Raw genomic sequence first — 21,943 nt, 5'->3', positions numbered from 1 at the left:
CAGCGGCGCAGCCCCGGCCTGCCGGAGGAACCGCGGTCCACAATCCGTGGTGGACGAGTAACAGCAGGTCAGAAGAGAGGTTCCGGTAGCAGGGTGCCGCGGAGCCGGTCCTACGGCGTGATCTCGCACTTTACGCAGGGAACTCGGACGGTGTGAACAGCGTTACTCTGCTGTGGTGTTCGCACGAATGGCAGAGGGCGTACGACGCCTCCTGGGGAAACCGGGATCGGTGTCACTCCAGCCCTACATCAAGCTGCTCAAGACGATTGAGGAACGCGAAGAGGCGCTGCGTAAGCTGAGCGACGCCGAGCTGACCGAGGTCGCGACCGAACTCGGGAACGCAGAACTGCCCTACGACCGCGACGACCTCGCCGAGCTGTGCGCGCTGGGCCGGGAAGCCGCCCGCCGTACGCTGGGGGAACGCCCCTTCGACACCCAGCTCATCGGCATGATGGCGCTGCTGGACGGGCACGTCGCGGAGATGGCTACAGGTGAGGGCAAGACCCTCACCGGTGCACTTGCCGCTGTCGGATTCGCCTTGCGCGGACAGCGGGTGCATGTGCTCAGCGTCAACGACTACCTGGCTCGACGCGACGCCGAGTGGATGCGGCCGCTGTACACGCTGCTCGGTGTCGAAGTCGGCTGGATCAGCCAGGAGTCCACTACGGAGGAACGGCGCGCCGCTTACGCCGCTGACATCACCTACGCTTCCGTGAGCGAGCTCGGTTTCGACGTGCTGCGGGACCGGCTCGCCACCGACGTGTCCGAACTGGTGGTTCCCGAACCGAACGTGGCGATCATCGACGAGGCCGACTCCGTGCTCGTCGATGAAGCCCGGGTCCCCCTCGTGCTGGCGGGAGCCGCCGAACCGGCCGAATCCGACGCGGCCATGGCCGAGCTGGTGCGCCGGCTGCGTCCCGGCATCGACTACAAGGTCGACGACGACGGGCGCAACGTCCACCTCACCGACACCGGGATCAACGTGGTGGAGAAGGCCCTGGGCGGGGTCGACCTGTTCTCCGCGGAGGACACGACGCTGCTCTCCCGGGTCAACCTGGCGCTCCACGCCCACGCCCTGCTCCACCGCGACGTGCACTACGTGGTGCGGGACGGCAAGGTGCGGCTCATCAACGAGTCGCGCGGCCGTATCGCGCTGCTCCAGCGCTGGCCCGACGGCCTGCAGGCCGCGGTGGAAGCCAAGGAGCACCTGACGCCCAGTGAGACCGGCGAGGTGCTGGACTCCATCACGGTGCAGTCGCTGGTGCTGCGCTATCCGATCCGCTGCGGGATGACCGGTACCGCGATGGCCGTCGCCGAACAGCTCCGCGAGTTCTACGAACTCGAGGTCGCGGTCATCGCGCCCAACAAGCCCAACATCCGCATCGATGAGGAGGACCGGCTCTACGCCACGGCCGAGGAGAAGGAAGAGGCCGTGGTGGAGAAGGTCAAGGAAGTGCACGCCACGGGTCGGCCGATCCTCATCGGCACGCAGGACGTTGCGGAGTCCGAGCGGCTCGCGAAGCGCCTCCGGCGGGCCGGGCTCGAGTGCGTCGTCCTCAACGCGAAGAACGACGCCGAAGAGGCCGCGGTGATCGCGGAGGCCGGAACCTACGGCCGGATCACCGTGTCCACCCAGATGGCGGGCCGGGGCACCGACATCCGTCTGGGCGGCAGCGACATGCGGGACCGGGACCGGGTGGTGAAGACCGGCGGCCTCTATGTCATCGGCTACGGCCGCTACCCCAGCAGCCGGCTCGACGACCAGTTGCGCGGCCGTGCCGGACGCCAAGGGGACCCCGGCGGCTCGGTGTTCTACGTCAGCGTGGAAGACGACCTGATCACCACCAACCTTCCCGAGGCGAAGGGCTACCGGGTCTCCTCGGCTGACGGGGAGATCACCGACCCGGCCTGGAAGGAGATGGTCAACCACGCGCAGCGCATCGCGGAAGGGCAGCTGCTGGAACTCCACCGCAACACCTGGCGGTACAACCAGATCATCGACGTCCAGCGTTCGGTGGTGCTCGAGCAGCGCCGGGCGGTGCTCCACGAGGACCTGGGCAGCCGCCAGCTCGCCGTGGACTGCCCCGAAACCTACCAGCGGCTGGTGGAAGAGGTAGGCGAGGAGGAGGTCGCCCGGGCGGCGCGCCTCGTCACCCTCTACCACCTGGACCGGGGGTGGGCTGACCACAACGCCTTCCTCGCCGACCTGCGTGAGGGCATCCACCTGCGCTTCCTGGGCCGCCGCGACCCGTTGGACGAGTTCAACCGCGACGCGGTCCCCGCGTTCAAGGGCTTCCTGGACGAGGCCCGGGCCCGTGCCGCGGAGATGTTCGAGAAGTTGGAGGTGGTGGACGGTCGGCTCGACGTGGCCGCAGCCGGGGTCAAACGGCCTTCCACCACGTGGACCTACATGGTGCAAGACCAGCCGTTCAGCACGGATTTGGAGAACATTGTCGGCCGGGTGAAGAACCTCATGGGCCGAGACTGACCGACTGGAGCATTCCAGTATCCCCTCCGTGGGCCCGGTGATCTCCCTCACCGGGCCCACCTATTTTTCCGGAATGACGGTTAAAGGGCTTTACGCCTCATGTGGGAACTCTGAGAAGCGAGATAAGGTCACGGAGAATCCCCGCTCACAGCGTGAAAACCGTTGTCGCGTGTGCTATCCGAAAAAGTTTCGCATCAGAGAGGACGTACTACCGTGCCCCACGAAGTCGGCGCTCAAGAGAAGATCACCTACGGCCGCAACGACCGTTTCGCCGGAGGTCCTGTCGGGGGAGGCGCGTTCTGGATTGACGACGAGGGAAGACCCGTAGCCAAACTCGGCGGCCCAGCACAATGGGGAGGGCTCCTCGAAGTCCGGGTCGGAGAAACGTTCACCGTCGACGACCAGGTGTGGCGGGTCGACGAGATCGTCAACCCGGAAACCCCGGACGCCTACCTGCTCGCCACCCGTATCGGCTGACCCCTGCTTCCCCCGGGAGCAACGAGCCCGCACCGGGCACTAGGTTGCTCCGTATGGGAATTCGGCATATCGCACTGTTCCGCTGGAACGACACTGTCACCCCTGACCAGGTCGAGCAGGTCATAACGGCCCTGAGCAAGCTGCCCGCGGCGATCCCGGAGCTGAAAAACTACGCCTTCGGTGCAGACCTCGGGCTTGCAGCAGGGAACTACGACTTCGCAGTCGTCGCCGACCTCGACGGGGAAGACGGCTTCCGGGCCTACCAGGACCATCCTGACCACCGGGCGGCGCTGGCGATCATCGCTCCGATGCTGGCAGACCGCGTCGCGGTGCAGTTCGCCCTCTGACCCGGTTCAGCACGCGCGCTGCCTTACGGAAACGCGGCCCGCCCCGCGAAGCCCGCACGGGGCGGGCCTGCCGCGGCACAGCGATCCCACCCTCATGTGTCAAGAGTGATTCTCTGGTTACATAGGGTAGTGTTTCGTTGATCTGGCGAGACACATCGTCGGCGCAACCTCCCCGCACGGCAGGGCGGACGAGGGCCGGGTGCGCACGCCGAGCAGGGACCACCAGTCGGGACAGTGACATGGCGCGAACACACTCTTCGGTGACCGACTACCGCCGCAGCGCCGCCAGCCGACGACAACGCTGGTACGGGACGAAGAAGCACATCAAAAAAGTGCTGGGCTGGCGGCTGCCCCACGTGGCGATGCGTGCCGCCGTGCGGGTCCTCGCCCCGCAGATCCGCGCCACGGGACGGCTGCCCGCCCCCGCTGCCCTCCCCGAAGTCGTCGGCCGAGTAGACGGCGTCGAATACGTGATGCGGGACCCGGCCCGCTGCGTGATCGCCAAAGAACTGTACTGGGGTGGAGGCCGCCGCCCGCAGCCCGCAGACGACCTCGCGGTCCGCGTCTTCGCCGCCGCGGCCCGCCAGGCCACCACCCTGTTCGACATCGGGGCCTACACCGGCCTGTTCACCCTGGTCGGCACCGCGGTCAACCCGATGCTCCGGGCCCACGCCTTCGAAATCGTGCCCGACGTCTACCAGGCCCTCGTGGACAACTGCGTGCGCAACCGCGTCCTGCACCGCGTCACCCTCCACCACACCGGGGTCGGCGACCCGGCGGCCACCGTCATGATGCCCGCACGCACGGCAGACTCCGCCCTCCCCTGCTTCTACTCCAGCAGGCTCGGCTTCCCCGACGGGGTGCCGGTGGAGATCGTCGCCTTGGACACGTTCACCGACCAGATCCCGCCGAATAGCTCCGTGCTGCTCAAAGTCGACGTGGAAGGCACTGAAACCGCGGTCTTCGAACACGGCCAGAAATTCCTGGCCGCCCACCGCCCCGACATCCTGTGCGAAGTGCTGGCCGACGCCGACACAGAACGACTGGCGGACCTGCTCGACCCGCACGGCTACCGCTACCACCTGGTCGGGGAGCAGGCTCTTGCACCCGCGTCCCGGCTCGTCGCCCATCCGCGGTTCCGGGACTGGTTCTTCACCACCCGCAGCCCCGCGGAACTCGCCGCGCTCGGCATCCCCGTGGGCTAGCAGCGCCGGGACGGCCGTGCATGCCTCCGCGCAGCACAGACTGCGGGCCGCCCCGGTCCGGGACGGCCCGCAGTGGAGAGTGGCGACCACTCCGCGAGAGGAGAAGAACAGGTCAGCAGCTACCGCCGCACGAGCAAGGGCCCCCGTTTTGGCAGCCGCAGCCGCAATTGGGACCGCAACTGCAGCCTCCCCTGGCCTCGGTCCTGAGATCACCCATGGGATCCCTCCTCCGTTTGGCTCGGTGTCCCGGTATCGGGATGTCTTCCGGCAACCACTCTTCCCGGGAAGCCCTGCAGCTCAACCCGTGTGGCCAGTTTCGGCAAATCCCCGCCCAGCAGGTTTAAAAACCGGCAACCGGTGCCATTCCCCTGTTACGCGAAAAATCCCGAACCGACTATCGGGCGGCGCGAAATTCGGTACAGCCACACCTGGCCCGCAACCATGACCGGAACCAGCGGGCCCGCCGCCGCGACCAGCAGCAGCAAAGAGTTCCGCTCGACAGCGGGCGCGGGAAGTTCGGCTCCGACCGCGAGCACCACCGGCAGCACGGCCATGCCCAGCGCCGACAGCACGCGCGCCCACCCTCGACCCGCGTCCACCGCGGCTGCGGCAAGCACCACCTCGGCTCCGGCCACCACGACCGCCGGCGCCGCCCCCGCCGACACCCAGAGCACGCCGGCGGCCACCGGAACCACCACCAGCCCGGCCCGCACGAGCACCCGGAAGGCCCGGGCCGCCCGCTCTCCCGGCTCAGCACCCCCGACACCTTCCGCGGCAGCGAGCCGCTCCGCCCCGAACGCGGCCCCCCGTACCGCAAACAAGAGCACGACCAGTGCCACGCACACGAGGGTGACCCCGGGCCGCAGCGTTCCCCCGCCCACCAGGGCAGCGACGACGAATCCCCACGCCACCGCGAGCAGCCAGCTGCCTGCCGCCACTGCCCCGTCCCACACGGCACGCCACCTCGCGGCGGGCAGCCGCCCGCGCAGCCACAGCCCCGCATCGCGTCCCAGCCACGCGGCGAGCAGGAGCACGAAGACCGGCCACTGCGCGGTCACCACCGCGGCCTCCCACACCGGGACCAGGCCCGCCACCACACCGATGGTGGCCACCAGCCACACTTCGCTCCCCAGAAAGTAGGGGGCGATCACGGCGATGAGACGGCGGCGCTCCGCCGGGGAACGCGCCGCATACGGCAGCAGCATGCCCAGCCCGATGTCGCTGCCCGCGAAGACGAAATAGCCTCCCAGCAGGACGAGCAGCAAGACGACAGCCACGGATTCCACAACGACTCCCTCACCTGGAAACGCCGACAGCTAGTAGGTGTGGACGGGGACGGCGGGCGCGTCGTCCCCCGACGGGGCAGGGGCCAGCGGACCCCCGTGCGGGCCGCGGCGCGCATAGCGGACCAGCAGCCACCATGTGATCCCCGCCAGCACTGCGAACGCCCCGGTGAACACCACGAACGAGGCCACTGCGTGCGGTACTGACAGCGGAGTGATCGCCTCCGCGGTCGTCATGTGGTGCCAAACCGCCCACGGTTGGCGTCCCAGCTCCCGGTAGAGCCAGCCAGCGACCCCGGCGAGCAGCGCCAGCACCGGCATCACCGAGAGCAGCCAATGCAGCCAGCGCCAGCGGTCCAACCTGCGCACCAGCCAGGCCAGCAAGGCCACGGGGAGAACGAGGAAGAACACCGTCCAGCACAGGGTCATCACGCCGTTGCCTACCTCGGCAAGCACCATGGTGGACTCCGGCCGCGCCGCTTCGATCTCTGCGATCTCGGCTGAGCTGAGCGTCAGCCCGCTCGTCGGGGGCGCGCCCGCCAAGGAGTATTGGGCACCCCCGGCCGCCGGGGTCGGGAACAAGGCGAGCGACGCCACCGCCACCCCGCGCCGCACCCCGCGGCGGAACATCCCGTCCGGATCGTTGCCGCGGCGCAGGTGGTAGGCGCTCACCCCGGCCATCACCAGGCCGCCCACCAGCAGCGCGCTCGTGGCCACGTGCGCGAAAGCCAGCAGCGCCGCCGGATTGGTGACCAGGGCCACAGGGTCGGTGAGCACGGCCACACCGTCGCGCAGCGCAAAACCCACCGGGTTCTTCAGGAAGCCGTTCGCGACCAGCACCCAGAACGCCGACAGGTAGGCGGTCAAAGTCACCACGCCGAAGCACGCCAAGTGCAGCCAGCGGTTCATGCGGTCCCAGCCGAAGATCCACAGCCCCAAGAACGTGGACTCGGTGAAGAACGCGGCGACCGTCTCCACCGCGAGCGGAGCGCTGAACACGTGGCCGAACACGTCGTTCAACCCGCTCCAGTTCAGCGCCAACTGCAGCTCCATCACCAGGCCGGACAGCACTCCCATGCCGTAGTTCACGACGTAGAGGCCGCCCCAGAACCGCACCGCGGCCAGCCGCGCCTCGTCCCGGCGCAGCAGCGCGCTGCCCTGGGCGACGAGGATGAGCGGCGCCATGCCCAAGGTGAAGGCCACGAACATGTAGTGGACACCTGAGGTCAGCGCGAACTGCAGCCGTGCCCACAGCAACGGATCAGTGAACATGGGAAGGCGAGCTCCTCGACCGGATCGTCCTCGGAACACTCTGATGCTCTCCGGTTGCCAGGGCACGCCACATCCCCCACAGGGAGGCAGTTGCGCTACGCCGTAGCGTGCGGATCAGCGCGGTCAGCCACCACCCCAGGACTACGGGGGTCGTCTGCGGGGAGTACAGGACAACCCTGAGCCGCCGTCGGGGGAAAACCCTTACCCGAAAAGCGGGGCCCTATCCGCCCGTCACTGCATCCACCCCGGAGCCACCAGGCCGGTCTCGTAGGCGACCACCACCAGTTGGGCCCGGTCACGGACCCGCAGTTTGGCCATGGCCCGGCTGACATGGGTTTTCACCGTGGCTGGGCTCAGCACCAGGCGGGCAGCGATCTCCTCGTTGGACAGCCCTTCCCCCACCAGGGCCACCACTTCGCGTTCCCGGTCGGTCAGGTCGCGCAGCCGCCGGTCCGGGGCGGGGCGGCGCGGCCGTCCCGCGTACTCGGCGATGACGCGGCGGGTGACGCTCGGAGACAGCAGCGCCTCGCCCCGGGCCACGACCCGCACCCCGTTGATCAAGTCCTCCGGCTCGGTGTCTTTGACAAGGAATCCGCTCGCCCCCAGGCGGAGCGCCTCAAAGATGTACTCGTCGAGGTCGAACGTGGTGAGGATGACCACCCGGGTCGACGACAGCCGGGGGTCGGCGAGGATGCGTTCCGCGGCAGCCAACCCGTCCAGCTCCGGCATGCGGATGTCCAGCAGGGCGATATCGGGGCGCTCCGCCACGGCCAACCGGACTGCTTCGGCCCCCGTCGCAGCCTCAGCTACCACGCTGATGTCCGGGGCACTGTCGAGCAGGGCCCGGAACCCTGCCCGCACGAGCGCCTGGTCGTCGGCGAGGAGTACGCGGATCACAGATCCTCCCAAGAAGTCGCACCTGAACGGGACGGCCGGTCAGCCGGGCAGCCACGCCTCCACCGTGAACCCGCCCTCCGGATCGGGCCCTGCCCGTAGTTCGCCGCCCAGCGCGGCAGCGCGGTCCCGCATGCCGGCAATTCCGTGCCCGGCTGCCCAATCCGCAGCGGCGCCCTGGCCGTCGTCCGACACCCGGAGGGACACCCCGTCGGGGGTGTATCTGACAGACACGGTGACCGTATCCGCCTGCGCGTGCCGTACCACGTTCGTCAGCGACTCCTGCACGATCCGGTAAGCGGCCGAGTCCACGGCGGCCGACAGGGGACGGGGGCGTCCGGCGACGTCGACGTGCACGTCGACCCCCGAGGACCGCACCCCGGCGACCAGTTCGTCCAAGCGGTCCAGCCCGGGGGCGGGAGAGCGGGGCGCTGTCTCGTCGACCGCGCGGAGCACCCCGAGGATCGCCCGCAGCTCCTGCAGGGTCTCCCGGCTGGCCTGCTTGATCGCGGCAAGCGCCTCGGCGGCCCGCTCCGGTTGGGTGTCGATGAGGTAGAGGGCACTCCCCGCCTGCACGTTAATCAACGAAATATTGTGGGCGATCACATCGTGCACTTCGCGAGCGAACTTCAACCGCTCCTCGGAGATCCGGCGGCGAGTCTCCTCCTCCCGGGTGCGTTCCGCCTCCGCGGAATGCTTGCGCGCCATGTCCAGGTACGCGCGATGCTTGCGTACCACCTCTCCGCTGATGAACACCACGAGCACCCAGGCGAGCATGCCCAGCGCATACACCGTGCGTGGTGCCCCGAAGTACAGCGTCTCCGCGACGTGGACGACAAGGTACTGGGAGAACCCGAGCAGCCAGCCGGTCAGCCGGAACCCGCGGGCGACCAGGGTGAACAGTGCTACCGCACCCGCCAGGATGACGAAGTTGTCGGGATAGCCCAGCGGATAGTAGGCGGTGGTGGCCAGCACGGTCACCACGGCCACGGGAATGGGGAACGCGCTCAGCCACAGCAGCGGCACCACCGCCACCACCAGCAGCGCCAGCCCCCACGGCAGCAGCACCTGCAGGGAGGCGAGGCCGCCAGGGGAGTCCACTGCGGGAAGCACCGTGGACACCGCGGTGATCCCCGCCACGGCCAAGGTAATTCCCGCGTCGAGGAAAGTGATCCGCCACAGCCGTTCTCTCACAGGTCGACCGTACGGCGCAACGACGTCCAGCTCCATAAGCCGCAGGGAGGATCTCTTCGGTCGCGCCTCCACCGTACGGAGCAGGCGAGGGCCCTGGTCACCGGCGGGGCGGGCGGACGTATTCCAGCAGGATCGCCCCGAACAGTAGGACCGCTCCCACCGTTCCCGTCGGGGTGAGCACCTCCCCGAGGAGGAGCAGCGACAGCACGGTCGCAGTCAACGGTTCCAAGATCACGGCGAGGGCCGCGACCGGAGCCGGGGTGGTGCGCATCCCCCCGAAATAGGCCAGGTAGGCCAAGGCTGTGGGCGCCAGACCCAGGTACAGCAGCACCCCCACCGCGGGAAGCGTCGGCGTGAACGTCATTCCCGTGGCCGCGGCGAGTGGCACGAGCAGGGTGCCGCCGAGCAGGCACCCCAAAGCGGTCACCCGCAGCGGGTCCAGGCCCGGAACGGGACGGCGGTTGACCAGCGTCAGCGCAGCGAACGCCGCGCCCGCCCCCAGGGCACAGCCCACGCCGAGCGCCACCCGCCCCGGCGGCACGTCCCCGCCCGGGTCGCCGCTGAGCAGCACCAGGCCCAGCACCCCGCAGCAGACCGCGGCCAGCAGCGTAGGCCGGGGCAGCCGCCGCTCCAGCACCGCCGCGGCGCATGTGACGAACACGGGAACACTGCCGATCGCGATCAGGGTGGCGAGGCTCACCGACGAGACCGCGATCGCCGCAAAATAGCAGGCTTGGAACGCGGCCAGCAGCACCCCCGCCGCTGCGACCCGCCGCAGGACCGCCGGACTGCGGGGCAGCCCGCGCAGCTGCCCGCTGACCCCCAGCGCCACGATCGCCAGTACCCCGCCTGCGAGCAGCCGGTAGCAGGCGGTGGCGATGGGGTGGATTCCTGTCAACTGCTGCAGGAAAGCGCCGGCGAACCCTCCGGTTCCCCACAGCACTCCCGCCAGGGCGAGCAGCAGCGGCCCCCGCCAGCGGGGCAGGGCAGACGGAGGGGAAGAACGGGGCAGAGACACGGTGGAACTCCACACACGGGCAGGGGGCACGCCAGGGGAGCGGAGAACAGGCGTCCGCTGTCCCCTGTATGGGAGGAATCTAGCCCAGCGGCACGGCGGGGCAGCCGCCGCGGGCTGTCAGCGGCCAGCGATACCGTACAGAAGCAGCAGAGACCCGTAGACCGTGGACAAGACCACAAGGAAATACCAGACCCCATGCACTTTCCCCACCCCGGACGCTACTCCACCCCCCAGGACAACCTGCACGAAGAGCTGCTGCGCGTCCCCTTCGACGTGGCGGCCCCGTGGCTGCGCGTCCTGATGATCGGGGACCCTGCCGCGGCAGGTCCCTACGACAAGCTCGCCTACTCCATCAACCCTGAGCTGACGGCGCTCCTGGTGTACCGGACCGACCCCGGCAACTACAGCGGCGTAGTCCTCGACAAACGCCACACCCAGGCCTGGGGGCGCACCAAACAGGACCTGTGGTTCACCGCCTTGGGCAACATGGCCTACGACCAGTACCAGGAGTACACGGTGTCGTCCGGGGGCGACACCGACGTGCACGTGGTGCAGGGGATCGGCTGGGCCGGGTCCGCCCACGTGATGCGGCTCTCCGACGTCATGCAGCAGCCCGCCCCCTACGGCGCCCTGGTGATGCTCCCCGACACCAACGTCCTGGCCTATACGGTGCTGCGGAGCCGCCGCTCCCTCCCGGCGATCTCCACCCTCTACTCCGTGTTCCAGCAGCTCAACGAAGGGAACGCGGTCACCGACCAGATGCTGTGGTGGCGGGACGGCCGCCTCCAGGGCATGGCCACCCGGCCTGCCGGCAACGGCGGAGTTCAGGTCAGGCACTCCCCGGAGTTCGACGCGGTGATCGACCGGGAACTTCCCGCCTGACACCGCGGGACGGGTTAAAACAGGCTCTCCGGCGGTGCGGGGGAGTCCTGCGCTTCGGCGTCGTGCACCACGGCCGCACCCGCAGCCCACCGGCGGAGCTCGTCCCCGGCCAGGACCCGCGCCATCGCCGGATCCCGGTGGGCCCGCCTGGCCAGCTCGTCCACGGGCAGTGCCTCGTGCCCAGCCACCAGCACCAGGTTCCCGAACCGCCGCCCGCGCAGCACTCCCGGCTCCGCGACCAGCGCCACATGCTGGAAGACCTGGGCCACCGTCGCAACCTGGGAGCGGGTGTAGCGCAGCCCGCGGCCGTCGCTCACATTCACCGCGTACATGCCGCTGAGCCGCACCACCCGGGCCGCCTCCGCGGCGAACTCCACGGACGTGAGATGGGCAGGTGTGCGCGCCCCCACGAAAACGTCGCAGATGACGAGGTCGGCACTGGCTGCGCGGCGCGCCGCCAGCCAGGCCCGGGCATCCCCGGTAGCGACCCGCAGATCCGCCCGACGGTCCCAGGGGAGCTGCTGGCGGACCAGCGCCACCAGGTCCGGGTCGATGTCCACGGCCCGCTGCCGGGACCGGGGCCGGGTCGCCGCCACGTAGCGGGCCAGGGTGAGCGCCCCCGCCCCCAGGTGGTAGGCGTCGATCGGGGCGCGCTCCGGTGCGACCAGGTCCACGACGTGGCCGAGGCGGCGCACATATTCGAAGTCGAGATAGGTGGGGTCGGCGAGGTCCACGTGCGACTGCGGGATGCCGTCGACCAGCAGCATCCACGAGTCGGGACGGTCCGCGTCCCGCAGCAGCTCCATCCGCTCCCGTTTCGCCGTCGTCGCCCCGCGCCTGCCCATCCGTCCTCGTCTCCTCACGTCACGGTCGTGCCGGTCCTACGGTAGGCGCCCGGAGCCGGGACGGCACACCGCGCCTGGGGTGGAAACCGGGAAGCAGCGCTGTGCAGGAGTCCACGGCGCCCGCCCAATACCGCTAGCCTGGAAACCCCTTCCGGGCGAGGCCACCGACCCGCCCAGTCCAGTGTCCAAAAGTCCCAGCGGAATACCTCCGCGCTCTCACCGAGGAGTGGTGGTCGTGCTACTGCGGATGTCGAACCTGTTCCTGCGCACCCTGCGTGAGGACCCGGCGGATGCCGAGGTACCGAGTCACAAGCTTCTGGTGCGCGGCGGGTTCGTACGCCGTACCGCGCCCGGCGTCTACTCCTGGTTGCCCCTCGGCAAGATCGTGTTAGAGAACGTCGCCGCGGTGGTCCGCGAGGAGATGAACCGCATCGGCGCGCAGGAAGTGCTGCTGCCCGCGCTGCTGCCCCGCGAATACTACGAGGCCACCGGGCGGTGGACCGAGTACGGCGACACCCTGTTCCGACTCAAGGACCGTAAGGGCGCCGACTATCTGCTGGGCCCCACCCACGAAGAACTGTTCACCCTGCTCGTCAAGGGCGAGTACACCTCGTACAAGGACTACCCGGTCATCCTCTACCAGATCCAGGAGAAGTTCCGCGACGAGGCGCGGCCGCGCGCCGGGATCCTGCGGGGCCGGGAGTTCCACATGAAGGACTCCTACTCCTTCGACCTCGACGACGAAGGGCTGCAGCGCTCCTATGAGGCGCACCGCCAGGCCTACATCCGCATCTTCGACCGGCTCGGCCTGGAGTACGTGATCGTCAAGGCCACGTCCGGCGCGATGGGCGGCTCCGCTTCCGAAGAGTTCCTGGCGATCGCCCCCACCGGGGAAGACACGTTCGTGCGCAGCACCGGCTCCGACTACGCCGCCAACGTGGAAGCCGTGGTCACCCCGGCGCCGCCCGAGCGGCCCATCGACGGCCTGCCGGAGGCGCGGGTGCACCACACCCCGAACACCCCCACCATCGAGTCCTTGGTGGAGTTCCTCAACAACGCAGGCCTGGGCCGTACGTTCACCGCCGCCGACACCCTCAAGAACGTCATGGTCAAGACGCGGGCCCCGGGTGAAAAGGAGTGGGAGCTCCTCGGGATCGGCGTTCCCGGCGACCGCGAAGTGGACATGAAGCGCCTGGAAGCCTCGCTGGCCCCGGCGGAAGTGGCCCTGCTGGACGAGGAGGACTTCGCCAAGCACCCCTTCCTGGTGCGGGGCTACATCGGCCCGGGCGCGCTGCAGGCCAACAAGGTCCGCTACCTGGTCGATCCCCGCGTCGTGACTGGCACCGCCTGGGTCACCGGTGCGGACAAGGCCGACCACCACGTGGTGGACCTCGTCTGCGGTCGTGACTTCACCCCCGACGGCACAATCGAGGCCGCGGAGGTCCGCGACGGAGACCCCGCCCCCGACGGCAAGGGCACCCTCTACACGGCGCGCGGTATCGAGATCGGGCACGTCTTCCAGCTCGGCCGCAAGTACACGGACGCGTTCTCCCTGGACGCGCTCGGCCCCGACGGCAAGCCGGTGCGCATCACCATGGGCTCCTACGGCATCGGGGTGTCCCGCGTGGTCGCCGCGATCGTCGAGCAGTCGCACGACGAGCGGGGCATCATCTGGCCGCGGGAAGTCGCCCCCGCGGACGTGCACGTGGTCGGCACCGGCAAGGGCGACCAGGTCGAGGTGGCGCTGCGGATCAGCCAGGAGCTGGTGGACCGCGGGGTGCGGGTGCTCGTGGACGACCGCAAAGGGGTCTCCCCGGGCGTGAAGTTCACCGACGCGGAACTGCTCGGCGTGCCCACCGTGCTCATCGTGGGCCGTGGCCTGGCCAACGGGGTCGTGGAGTTGCGCGACCGTGCCAGCGGGGACCGTAGCGAAGTCTCCGTGGACACCGTGGTCGACACGATCGTCAACCTGGTGCGGGGCTAGTGCCACCCGGTAGGGGCGTTCCGTACGGAATGCCCCTACCGGTTTCGGTGCTAGAGCTCTCCGCCGGGGAAGCCGGGGAACGCGCTCAACTGGCCGCCCAGCGCCAGCATCCGCAGGGTGGCCTCGCCCAGGGCACGGCCCGCCAGGTCGCGCAGCCCCGCATCGGGGACGGCAGCCAACTCCAGGTAGGCCTGCGCGGTAGTCTCCTCAAGCCCTGCGGCGAAGCTCCGCAGCTCTTCAGGCCCGGTGTGCTCCGGCAGCTGGTAGGCGTCCTCCCCGCCCGGCGGCACCGCGTCCCGGGCCACGAGCGCGCTGTGCAGCGTGTCCCGCCACGCGCGGTGCTTTTCCAGATGGGACAGGCACAGGCTGCGCAGGTCCGCGTCAGTGTGGGCAGCGGCGAAACTGTACCCGTACACGGCCGCATGCTCGGCCAGCAGCGCGTCCCGCAGCGCGGCGGTTGCGGCTCCTGCCTCCCCGCTGGGGGTGGGGTCAAGAGTCCCGGTCAACTATGCCTCCGAAAGTAGGTGGACGTGTCCCGCCTCACAGGCGCCGACGCTGGCGAGGAGCTGGGCCAGCGCCGGGTCGGTGACCTCGCTGAGCTGGCGGAGCCGGTTGGCGACGGCCCCTTCCTCCGCCATCCGGAGCCCTGCCCGGTCGGTGGCCGCGGGGGGAGGCGTCTCAGGGAGGGCGGAGACCTCCGGTTCTGGGCCGTCCCGTTCCGGAAGCCGGTCCCGCAGCACCGCCAGGTGGCGTTCGTGGTGGCCGCGCAGCTCCTCGTAGAGCCCGGGGTCGTCGGCGGTGCCGCTGTTGAGCGTCGCCGTGTAGCGCGCCACCAGCCGCTCCTTTTCCGCGATGACCGAGCGCAGCAGATACTCGTCGGGGGTGACTTCGCTGGGGTACCAGTCGGACCCCCGGCAGCCGCTCAGCCCCATCACGGCCGCAGCCAGCGCGCCGCCCGCCAAGACCGCGCGGCGGGAGGGAGCGTGGTGGCGCAACGGTACCTCCTGAAAACGTGACGGAAGGGGAACCGAACGCGCCCTATCTTCGCACGCCGCAGCCGGTCTGCAGAGCCTGGTGCTGCCCGCGTTGACGGGCGGGGAGTAGCGTGCTGCTGGCGCACGCAATGGTCAAACGATGCCGGAGAGGCACAGACTGCGGATACCCTTGAACCTGAAATGGTCGCCGTAAAGGCGATCAGTAACCGAGTGGACAACTGGACCGCCCCGCGACCGTCGGACCGGGACGGGAATCGCCGAGGAGGATCATGATGGGCGCGCAGGCCCGCCGCGAGCGTCTCGCGCAGCTAGTGGCCCCCATTCTGGCCGAGGCGGGACTCGACTTGGAGGGACTGGACATCACCCCGGTGGGGAAGCGCCGTCTGGTCCGGGTGGTGGTGGACTCCGATGACGGTGTCGACCTGGAGCGGATCGGCGAGGTCAGCCAGAAGATTTCCACCGCGCTTGACGAGGTCGACGTCATGGGGCAGTCTCCGTACGTACTGGAGGTGACCTCGCCTGGCGTGGACCGGCCACTCACCGAGCCACGGCACTGGAGGCGCGCCCGGGGACGCCTGGTGCACGCGCCGCTGGTCGCCGGCGGCCAGGTGAAGGGGCGTGTCATTGACGCTGACGAGACGGGCGTCACCTTTGATGTTGACGGTCAAAGCCAGGTGTACGCCTTCTCCGACCTGGGACGAGGCAAGGTCCAGGTGGAATTCCGCCACGACGACGCGGCGGATTAGAGGGGGAGCCCCGTGGATATCGACATGAGTGTCCTGCGCAGTCTGGAACGCGAGAAGGACATCTCGGTGGACCTCGTCGTCAAAGCCATCGAGGACGCGCTCCTGATTGCGTACCGCCGCCAGGAGGGGCCCGACACCAACGCCAGGGTGGAATTGGACCGCGCTACGGGACACGTCACGGTGTGGGCCGAAGAGCGCGACGAAGAGGGGCGGCTGATCCGGGAATACGACGCCACCCCCTCCGGGTTCGGGCGGATCGCCGCGTCCACGGCGAAGCAGGTCATCCTGCAGCGGCTGCGGGACGCCGAGGACGAGATCACCCTGGGCGAGTTCGCCGGGCGGGAGTCCCAGATCGTCTCCGGTGTCGTCCAGCAGGGCAAGGACCCGCGCAACGTGCTGGTCGACCTGGGACGGGTCGAGGCGATCCTGCCGCCGCAAGAGCAGGTACCCACCGAGACCTACACCCACGGTGAGCGGCTGCGGGCCTATGTCGTGCAGGTCCGCCGGGGGCACCGCGGCCCTTCGATCACCCTGTCGCGCACCCATCCCAACTTGGTGCGCAAGCTCTTCGAGCTCGAGGTTCCCGAGATCGCCGACGGCACGGTCGAGATCGCAGCGATCGCGCGGGAAGCGGGCCACCGCACCAAGATGGCGGTCAAGTCCAACAAGCCCGGCGTCAACGCGAAGGGCGCGTGCATCGGACCGCTTGGCAGCCGTGTCCGCAATGTGATGAACGAGCTGCGCGGGGAGAAGATCGACATTGTCGACTACTCGGACGACCCGGCGCAGTTCGTCGCGAACGCCCTGTCGCCGGCCCAGGTGACGCACGTGGAAGTGCTTGACGCTGCGGCGCGGGTGGCGCGGGTCATCGTGCCCGACTACCAGCAGTCGCTGGCGATCGGCAAAGAGGGGCAGAACGCGCGGCTGGCTGCCCGCCTGACCGGGTGGCGCATCGACATCCGCTCGGACACGGAGATGGCCGAACAGCACGGCGAGGAATAGCACGAGCGGAAGAACGGTTCGCATAGGTCGATGAGCCCACGGGGTAGAATGGGTGACAACTCAGCGGCTCCCGTGCGCACGTGCGTGGGCTGCAAGTCAAAAGCAGCCCAGTCAGACCTCATTAGGCTGGCGCTGGACGGAGATGCGGTCGTTTGCGACCACGCCCGGCGGCTGCCGGGGCGGGGAGCCTATCTCCACCCCGACCGACGGTGTTGGGAGGCCGCGCAGCGGCGCCAGGTCTGGCCGCGGGTGTTCCGCGTCAAGCGGGCCCTCGATATCTCACCCGCTGCCGAGTGGTTTGCCGCGGTCTGATTTCGAGTTGGCCGAGGTTCTGGATTAGGGTTGGAATGATCACGCCGCCCGCTCGGTTGTACTAACCGGGTACGCGGCGGGTCTTGTCATGCCGGAAGATCCGGCGTCACCCACCCATTGTTGTGTAGCAAACGAGTCGGAAGCGGGTCGAGATTGCGATGAGCGCTCGATGAGTACGCAGCGATGAGTACGTCAAGCTAGCGACGGTCCGGCACAGGCTCATGTCCCGGACCGAGATAAAGGAGAGCAGTGGCGAAGGTCCGGGTATACGAGCTCGCTAAAGAGTTTGGTGTGGAGAGCAAGGCTGTCCTGGCCAAACTCCAGGAGATGGGCGAATTCGTACGTTCGGCGTCCTCGACGGTAGAGGCGCCTGTGGTACGTCGACTCAAGGAAGCTTTCAGCCAGAGCAGCGAGAGCACTGAGGGCGCGAAGGGCGGACAGGAGAAGAAGAAGCCCAGCCCCAAACCGCAGCCCAGCCCGCAGCAGCAGACTAAGGCCTCGGCCCCGTCGGCCGGTGGTGAGACGCCACGTCCGGCGGTGCCTAAGCCCGGCCCCGGCCTCAAGCCGGGACCGCGTCCGGTGCCCAAGCCGGGACCGCGCCCCGGTCCCCGGCCTGAGGGCGGTGCGGGCAAGGCCGGCCAGCAGCCTTCCGGTGCCCAAGGTCCCGCACGTCCTGAATCTGGGAAGACGCCGCGTCCGGTGCCCAAGCCGGGACCGCGTCCGGGCAACAACCCCTTCAGTTCGACCGCCAGCGGTATGGGCACGCGGCCTACGCCGCGTCCGCCGGCGTCCGGCGGTACGGGTGCGCCTCGTCCGGGGCCGCGTCCGCACCCCGGCATGATGCCGCCCCGCCCCGGTGCGAGTGCAGGCGGACCGCCGCGTCCCCAGGCACCGCGCCCCCAGGCGCCGCGTCCTGGTCCTGGCACGGCTGGCGGACGTCCCGGCTCGAGCGCAGGCGGGCCGCCGCGCCCTGTCCCGCGTCCCGGTCCGCGGCCCAGCCCGATGAACATGCCTGCGTCGCGGCCCACCCCGCCTGGTGGGGCCCGTCCGAGCACGTCGAGCCGTAGCGGCGGCGGTCGCGGCCGCGGTGGTGGCGGCGGCGCTGGACCGCGCGGTGGCGGAGCGGGCGGCGGCGCGCCGCGCACCGGTTTCGGCGGCCGCCCCGGTGGTGGTCGCGGTCGCGGCGGAACCGCTGGAGCGTTCGGCCGTCCCGGTGGCCGTCCGAGCCGTTCCCGCAAGTCGAAGAAGCAGCGGCGTCAAGAACTCAAGGACATGCAGGCGCCGTCGTTCGGCGGTGTCAAGATCCCCAGCGGTAACGGCAAGGTGATCCGGCTGTCCCGTGGGGCGTCGCTGGCCGACTTCGGTGAGCGCATCGACGTCAACCCGGCCTCGCTGGTGCAGGTCGTCATGACGCAACTGGGCGAGATGGTCACGGCCACCCAGTCGCTGCCGGACGAGACCCTGCAACTGCTGGGCGAGGAGCTCAACTACACGGTTGAGGTCGTCAGCCCCGAGGACGAGGACCGCGAGCTGCTGGAGTCGTTCTCCATCGAGTTCGGTGAGGACATCGGCAGCGAGGAGGACCTCAAGCCGCGTGCGCCCGTGGTGACCGTCATGGGTCACGTCGACCACGGTAAGACCCGGCTGCTTGACGCGATCCGCAACACCAACGTGGCCAGCGGTGAGGCCGGCGGCATCACCCAGCACATCGGCGCCTACCAGGTCACCACCACGGTGGACGGGGAAGAGCGCAAGATCACCTTCATTGACACCCCGGGTCACGAGGCGTTCACCGCGATGCGTGCCCGCGGTGCGCAGGCCACCGACATCGCGGTGCTGGTGGTCGCGGCCGACGACGGTGTCAAGCCGCAGACGGCGGAGGCGATCGATCACGCCAAGGCGGCCGACGTGCCGATCGTGGTGGCGGTCAACAAGATCGACCTGCCTACCGCTGACCCGCAGAAGGTGCGCGCCCAGCTCACCGAGTACGGCCTGGTGGCTGAGGAGTACGGCGGTAACGTCCAGTTCGTGGACATCTCCGCGAAGGAGAACCTCAACATCGACCAGCTCCTCGAGGCCATCATCCTGACGGCGGACGCCGAGCTGGACCTGAAGGCCAACCCGGACATGCCGGCCCAGGGCCTGGCGATCGAGGCCTACCTGGACCGCGGTCGGGGCTCCATGGCCACCGTGCTGGTCCAGCGCGGCACGCTGCGCGTCGGCGACTCGATCGTCTGCGGTGACGCCTACGGCCGGGTCCGCGCGATGCTTGACGAGAACGGCAACCGGGTCAAGGAAGCCGAGCCGTCCCGTCCGGTCCAGGTGCTGGGTCTCACCAACGTGCCCAGCGCGGGCGACAGCTTCCTGGTGGTCAAGGACGACCGGGTGGCGCGCCAGATCGCGCAGCAGCGCGAGGCCCGCGAGCGGTTCGCCCAGCAGGCCAAGGCCAGCCGCCGGGTCACCCTCGACAACTGGCAGAAGACCCTGGAGGAGGGCCAGCGCGAAGAGCTGCTCCTCATCATCAAGGGCGACATGTCTGGTTCTGTCGAGGCGCTTGAGGAGTCCCTCCTCAAGATCGACCCGGGCACCGATGAGGTCGCGATTCGGGTGATCGGCCGCGGTGTCGGTGCGATCACGCAGAACGACATCAACCTGGCTGCCTCGTCCGGCGCGGTCATCATCGGCTTCAACGTCCGGCCCGAGGGCAAGAACAGCGAGCTGGCCGAGCGCATGGGCGTGGACATCCGCTACTACTCGGTCATCTACCAGGCCATCGAAGAGGTCGAGGCTGCCCTCAAGGGCATGCTCAAGCCCGAGTACGAGGAAGTCCAGCTCGGTACCGCGGAGATCCGCGAGATCTTCAAGGTGCCGCGGGTCGGCAACGTCGCCGGTGCGGTGGTCCGCAGCGGTGTCATCAAGCGGAACGCCAAGGCCCGGCTTATCCGCGACGGGGTGGTCGTCTCCGACAACCTCACCGTCGAGTCGCTGCGCCGGTTCAAGGACGACGTCACCGAGGTCCGCGAGGGCTTCGAGTGCGGTATCGGAATCGGCTACAACGACATCCGCGTCGAGGACATCATCGAGACGTTCGAGATGCGGGAGAAGCCGCGCGACTGACCTTCCAGGGCTGCTTTCGGGCCCCGACGCCCTCCGTCGGGGCCCGAAGCCCGGTGGCCACGGTGGGTCGCACCGGGAAATCGGCACCCATAACTCCAAATCCTTCCCCGGGGTGAGTGCGTGTACGTCGGAGCCCTGACGCTGGACCTGCTGTTGGGCGACGTCCGTTCATTGAAGCAGAAGCGTTCCGTTATTCGACCCATCGTGGCCGAACTCCAGCGCAAATACAGCGTCTCGGTTGCGGAGACCGGCAACCACGACCTGTACCGGCGGTGCGAGATCGGAATCGCGGTGGTCGCGTCCACGGCAGCGCACTGCACCGCGTTGATGAACTCCTGTGAACGCCTAGTCGCCGACCGCCCCGAAGTCGAGCTGCTGTCTGCCCGGCAGCGGCTCTTCAACGATGAGGAATAGACCGATGGTTGACGCCGCACGTGCGAGCAAACTCGCCGACCGCATCCAGCGGATCGTGGCCGAGATGCTGGAACGCCGGATCAAGGATCCGCGCCTGGGTTTTGTGACCGTCACCGATGCGCGGCTCACCAATGACCTGCGTGACGCCACCGTCTACTACACGGTGTTCGGCAGTGATGCGGAGAAAGCCGCGACGGCGGCTGCGTTGGAGAGCGCGAAAGGCTTGATCCGCTCCGAGGTCGGCCGCCGCACCGGGCTCCGGCACACTCCCACCATCACGTTCGTCATCGACGAGGTTCCCGACAACGCCCGGCACATCGAAGAGCTGCTCGCCAAAGCCAAGCAGGCCGACGCGGAGGTGGCTCGGGCCGCGGCCAACGCCCGTCCGGCCGGGGACCCCGACCCTTACCGGGAGCCGCGTCCGGCCGATGACGACGACGAGGACGACGAGGACGAGTGATTCATGGCCGACGGCGTTGTCATCGTCGACAAGCCCGCAGGCTGGACTTCCCACGACGTGGTGGCCCGGGTGCGGCGCCTTGCCGGCACTCGTCGGGTCGGCCACGCCGGCACCCTTGACCCGATGGCGACGGGGGTGCTGGTCGTCGGAGTCGGCAAAGCGACCCGGCTGCTGGGGTATCTCGCGTTGACGGAGAAGGTCTACGAGGCGACAATCCGCCTCGGCCAGTCCACCACCACCGACGACGCGGAGGGAGAGCTGCTGGAGCGCCGCCCCGCCGACCACATCGACGAGGCCGCGGTCCACGCGGGGACCCGCGCGCTCACCGGCGTGATCCACCAGGTTCCGCCGCAGGTCAGTGCGGTCAAAGTGCGGGGGCAGCGCGCCTACCGCCGTGCCCGGGCAGGCGAGACGGTGGAACTGAAAGCGCGCGAGGTGACCGTGCACGAGTTCACCGTCACCGGGTTCCGCCGCGTCGACAGCCCGGACGGCGCCTTCGTCGACGTTGACGCCCGCGTGACCTGCTCCAGCGGCACCTACATCCGTTCCCTGGCACGCGACCTGGGGGCGGACCTCGGCGTGGGCGGGCACCTGACCGCGCTGCGCCGCACCCGGGTAGGGCCCTACACCGTGGAGCAGGCCGCCACCCTGGACGAGCTGGCCGCCGAGTTCACCGTGATGCCGCTGGCGGAAGCGGTGGCTGCGGCGTTCCCGGTCCGTCGGCTCAGCGCGGGCGAAGCCCGCCGTGTGGTCCACGGCCACCGGATCTCCCCGAGCGGGCATTCCGGTCCGGTGGGGTTGTTCGCCCCCGACGGCCGGGTGCTGGCCCTGGCGGAGAACCGGTCGGGCAGCAGCCAGCCCGTGGTGGTCTTCGCGGGAAGCTGAGGCGGGCGGGCTCCGCGGCGTGCTGCAGAGGGCTGCGGACCGTCCTTCCCGGAAGCGGAACCGCGGCGAGTACCATGACGCGGGGCGGCCGCTCGGCTGCCGTCCCGTGCTGGTGAGCATGGC

General features: G+C 69.3%; 21 protein-coding genes. 13 read left to right on the top strand and 8 right to left on the bottom strand.

Features of this window, described 5'->3' with window-relative positions; translation table 11 throughout:
• Window positions 1-187 precede the first annotated feature (187 nt).
• From secA2 to TF1_RS03850, 4 genes are all read left to right on the top strand, one after another.
• Entirely contained in the window at window positions 188-2,488 is a 2,301-nt protein-coding gene (gene secA2, locus TF1_RS03865; RefSeq protein WP_038043394.1) for an accessory Sec system translocase SecA2, read from the top strand.
• Window positions 2,489-2,701: 213 nt separating this feature from the next.
• A complete protein-coding gene (locus TF1_RS03860) occupies window positions 2,702-2,965 on the top strand; it encodes a DUF6406 domain-containing protein (protein ID WP_011291209.1) in 264 nt (87 codons plus the stop codon).
• Between the two features lie 53 nt (window positions 2,966-3,018).
• Entirely contained in the window at window positions 3,019-3,312 is a 294-nt protein-coding gene (locus tag TF1_RS03855) for a Dabb family protein (RefSeq protein ID WP_011291210.1), read from the top strand.
• Between the two features lie 239 nt (window positions 3,313-3,551).
• Window positions 3,552-4,517 carry an FkbM family methyltransferase gene (locus TF1_RS03850; RefSeq protein WP_011291211.1) on the top strand — a complete coding sequence of 322 codons (966 nt, stop codon included), beginning with the start codon at window positions 3,552-3,554 and terminating at the stop codon, window positions 4,515-4,517.
• A 371-nt stretch (window positions 4,518-4,888) separates the two neighbouring features.
• On the opposite strand, the gene TF1_RS03845 is transcribed toward TF1_RS03850, so the two are convergent.
• The 5 genes from TF1_RS03845 to TF1_RS03825 all read right to left on the bottom strand — a co-directional run bounded on the left by TF1_RS03845 (window position 4,889) and on the right by TF1_RS03825 (window position 10,178).
• On the bottom strand, window positions 4,889-5,794 hold the full coding sequence (locus tag TF1_RS03845) for a cytochrome d ubiquinol oxidase subunit II (protein ID WP_227481005.1): 906 nt from the start codon (window positions 5,792-5,794) through the stop codon (window positions 4,889-4,891).
• 39 nt (window positions 5,795-5,833) lie between these two features.
• On the bottom strand, window positions 5,834-7,072 hold the full coding sequence (locus TF1_RS03840; RefSeq protein WP_061783633.1) for a cytochrome ubiquinol oxidase subunit I: 1,239 nt from the start codon (window positions 7,070-7,072) through the stop codon (window positions 5,834-5,836).
• 231 nt (window positions 7,073-7,303) lie between these two features.
• A complete protein-coding gene (locus TF1_RS03835; RefSeq protein ID WP_011291214.1) occupies window positions 7,304-7,969 on the bottom strand; it encodes a response regulator in 666 nt (221 codons plus the stop codon).
• Window positions 7,970-8,008: 39 nt separating this feature from the next.
• Window positions 8,009-9,160, bottom strand: coding sequence for a sensor histidine kinase (locus TF1_RS03830; protein WP_234351622.1), 1,152 nt, complete (start codon window positions 9,158-9,160; stop codon window positions 8,009-8,011).
• Between the two features lie 97 nt (window positions 9,161-9,257).
• A complete protein-coding gene (locus TF1_RS03825; RefSeq protein ID WP_011291216.1) occupies window positions 9,258-10,178 on the bottom strand; it encodes a DMT family transporter in 921 nt (306 codons plus the stop codon).
• Window positions 10,179-10,373: 195 nt separating this feature from the next.
• Here TF1_RS03825 and TF1_RS03820 point away from each other — a divergent pair, with 195 nt between their 5' ends.
• Window positions 10,374-11,060: a hypothetical protein gene (locus tag TF1_RS03820; protein WP_016188336.1), complete on the top strand. Its 687-nt coding sequence runs from the start codon at window positions 10,374-10,376 to the stop codon at window positions 11,058-11,060.
• Between the two features lie 14 nt (window positions 11,061-11,074).
• Here TF1_RS03820 and TF1_RS03815 read toward each other — a convergent pair whose 3' ends face one another.
• Window positions 11,075-11,905, bottom strand: a complete 831-nt coding sequence (locus TF1_RS03815) for a spermidine synthase (RefSeq protein ID WP_011291218.1) — start codon at window positions 11,903-11,905, stop codon at window positions 11,075-11,077.
• Between the two features lie 235 nt (window positions 11,906-12,140).
• Here TF1_RS03815 and TF1_RS03810 point away from each other — a divergent pair, with 235 nt between their 5' ends.
• A complete protein-coding gene (locus tag TF1_RS03810) occupies window positions 12,141-13,889 on the top strand; it encodes a proline--tRNA ligase (RefSeq protein ID WP_011291219.1) in 1,749 nt (582 codons plus the stop codon).
• A 50-nt stretch (window positions 13,890-13,939) separates the two neighbouring features.
• On the opposite strand, the gene TF1_RS03805 is transcribed toward TF1_RS03810, so the two are convergent.
• Window positions 13,940-14,395, bottom strand: coding sequence for a ferritin-like domain-containing protein (locus TF1_RS03805; RefSeq protein WP_011291220.1), 456 nt, complete (start codon window positions 14,393-14,395; stop codon window positions 13,940-13,942).
• Window positions 14,396-14,884 carry a ferritin family protein gene (locus TF1_RS03800; RefSeq protein ID WP_011291221.1) on the bottom strand — a complete coding sequence of 163 codons (489 nt, stop codon included), beginning with the start codon at window positions 14,882-14,884 and terminating at the stop codon, window positions 14,396-14,398.
• A 272-nt stretch (window positions 14,885-15,156) separates the two neighbouring features.
• On the opposite strand from TF1_RS03800, the gene rimP reads away from it, so the two are divergent.
• The 7 genes from rimP (at window position 15,157) to truB (ending at window position 21,820) form a co-directional block, all read left to right on the top strand.
• Window positions 15,157-15,630 carry a ribosome maturation factor RimP gene (rimP, locus tag TF1_RS03795; protein WP_011291222.1) on the top strand — a complete coding sequence of 158 codons (474 nt, stop codon included), beginning with the start codon at window positions 15,157-15,159 and terminating at the stop codon, window positions 15,628-15,630.
• Window positions 15,631-15,654: 24 nt separating this feature from the next.
• Complete coding sequence (gene nusA / locus TF1_RS03790) at window positions 15,655-16,632, top strand: transcription termination factor NusA (protein ID WP_016188338.1); 978 nt, start codon at window positions 15,655-15,657, stop codon at window positions 16,630-16,632.
• A gap of 30 nt (window positions 16,633-16,662) precedes the next feature.
• Window positions 16,663-16,944, top strand: coding sequence for a YlxR family protein (locus tag TF1_RS15720; RefSeq protein ID WP_011291224.1), 282 nt, complete (start codon window positions 16,663-16,665; stop codon window positions 16,942-16,944).
• Between the two features lie 249 nt (window positions 16,945-17,193).
• Window positions 17,194-20,061 (top strand): translation initiation factor IF-2, encoded by a 2,868-nt coding sequence (infB, locus tag TF1_RS03785; RefSeq protein WP_011291225.1) that lies wholly within the window; start codon window positions 17,194-17,196, stop codon window positions 20,059-20,061.
• A gap of 120 nt (window positions 20,062-20,181) precedes the next feature.
• The gene (locus tag TF1_RS03780) at window positions 20,182-20,475 is read left to right on the top strand and encodes a DUF503 domain-containing protein (RefSeq protein WP_016188340.1); all 294 of its coding nucleotides are present in this window, start codon (window positions 20,182-20,184) and stop codon (window positions 20,473-20,475) included.
• A gap of 4 nt (window positions 20,476-20,479) precedes the next feature.
• Window positions 20,480-20,935, top strand: a complete 456-nt coding sequence (gene rbfA / locus TF1_RS03775) for a 30S ribosome-binding factor RbfA (protein WP_011291227.1) — start codon at window positions 20,480-20,482, stop codon at window positions 20,933-20,935.
• 3 nt (window positions 20,936-20,938) lie between these two features.
• Window positions 20,939-21,820: a tRNA pseudouridine(55) synthase TruB gene (gene truB, locus TF1_RS03770; RefSeq protein ID WP_011291228.1), complete on the top strand. Its 882-nt coding sequence runs from the start codon at window positions 20,939-20,941 to the stop codon at window positions 21,818-21,820.
• Window positions 21,821-21,943 lie beyond the last annotated feature (123 nt).

The organism is Thermobifida fusca NBRC 14071 = JCM 3263 (assembly GCF_001592045.1).
GTDB lineage: Bacteria > Actinomycetota > Actinomycetes > Streptosporangiales > Streptosporangiaceae > Thermobifida > Thermobifida fusca.
Note: the sequence above shows the minus strand (reverse complement) of the source record. Positions and strands in the feature narration are given on the sequence as shown.

What these genes read in the sequence shown, in the direction of transcription:
- TF1_RS15720 (WP_011291224.1), top strand. Translation starts at nt 16,663, where the DNA reads ATGAGCCCACGGGGTAGAATGGGTGACAACTCAGCGGCTCCCGTGCGC.
- TF1_RS03840 (WP_061783633.1), bottom strand. Translation starts at nt 7,072, where the DNA reads ATGTTCACTGATCCGTTGCTGTGGGCACGGCTGCAGTTCGCGCTGACC.
- truB (WP_011291228.1), top strand. Translation starts at nt 20,939, where the DNA reads ATGGCCGACGGCGTTGTCATCGTCGACAAGCCCGCAGGCTGGACTTCC.
- TF1_RS03855 (WP_011291210.1), top strand. Translation starts at nt 3,019, where the DNA reads ATGGGAATTCGGCATATCGCACTGTTCCGCTGGAACGACACTGTCACC.
- rimP (WP_011291222.1), top strand. Translation starts at nt 15,157, where the DNA reads ATGGGCGCGCAGGCCCGCCGCGAGCGTCTCGCGCAGCTAGTGGCCCCC.
- secA2 (WP_038043394.1), top strand. Translation starts at nt 188, where the DNA reads ATGGCAGAGGGCGTACGACGCCTCCTGGGGAAACCGGGATCGGTGTCA.
- TF1_RS03820 (WP_016188336.1), top strand. Translation starts at nt 10,374, where the DNA reads ATGCACTTTCCCCACCCCGGACGCTACTCCACCCCCCAGGACAACCTG.
- TF1_RS03850 (WP_011291211.1), top strand. Translation starts at nt 3,552, where the DNA reads ATGGCGCGAACACACTCTTCGGTGACCGACTACCGCCGCAGCGCCGCC.
- TF1_RS03815 (WP_011291218.1), bottom strand. Translation starts at nt 11,905, where the DNA reads ATGGGCAGGCGCGGGGCGACGACGGCGAAACGGGAGCGGATGGAGCTG.
- nusA (WP_016188338.1), top strand. Translation starts at nt 15,655, where the DNA reads ATGAGTGTCCTGCGCAGTCTGGAACGCGAGAAGGACATCTCGGTGGAC.
- rbfA (WP_011291227.1), top strand. Translation starts at nt 20,480, where the DNA reads ATGGTTGACGCCGCACGTGCGAGCAAACTCGCCGACCGCATCCAGCGG.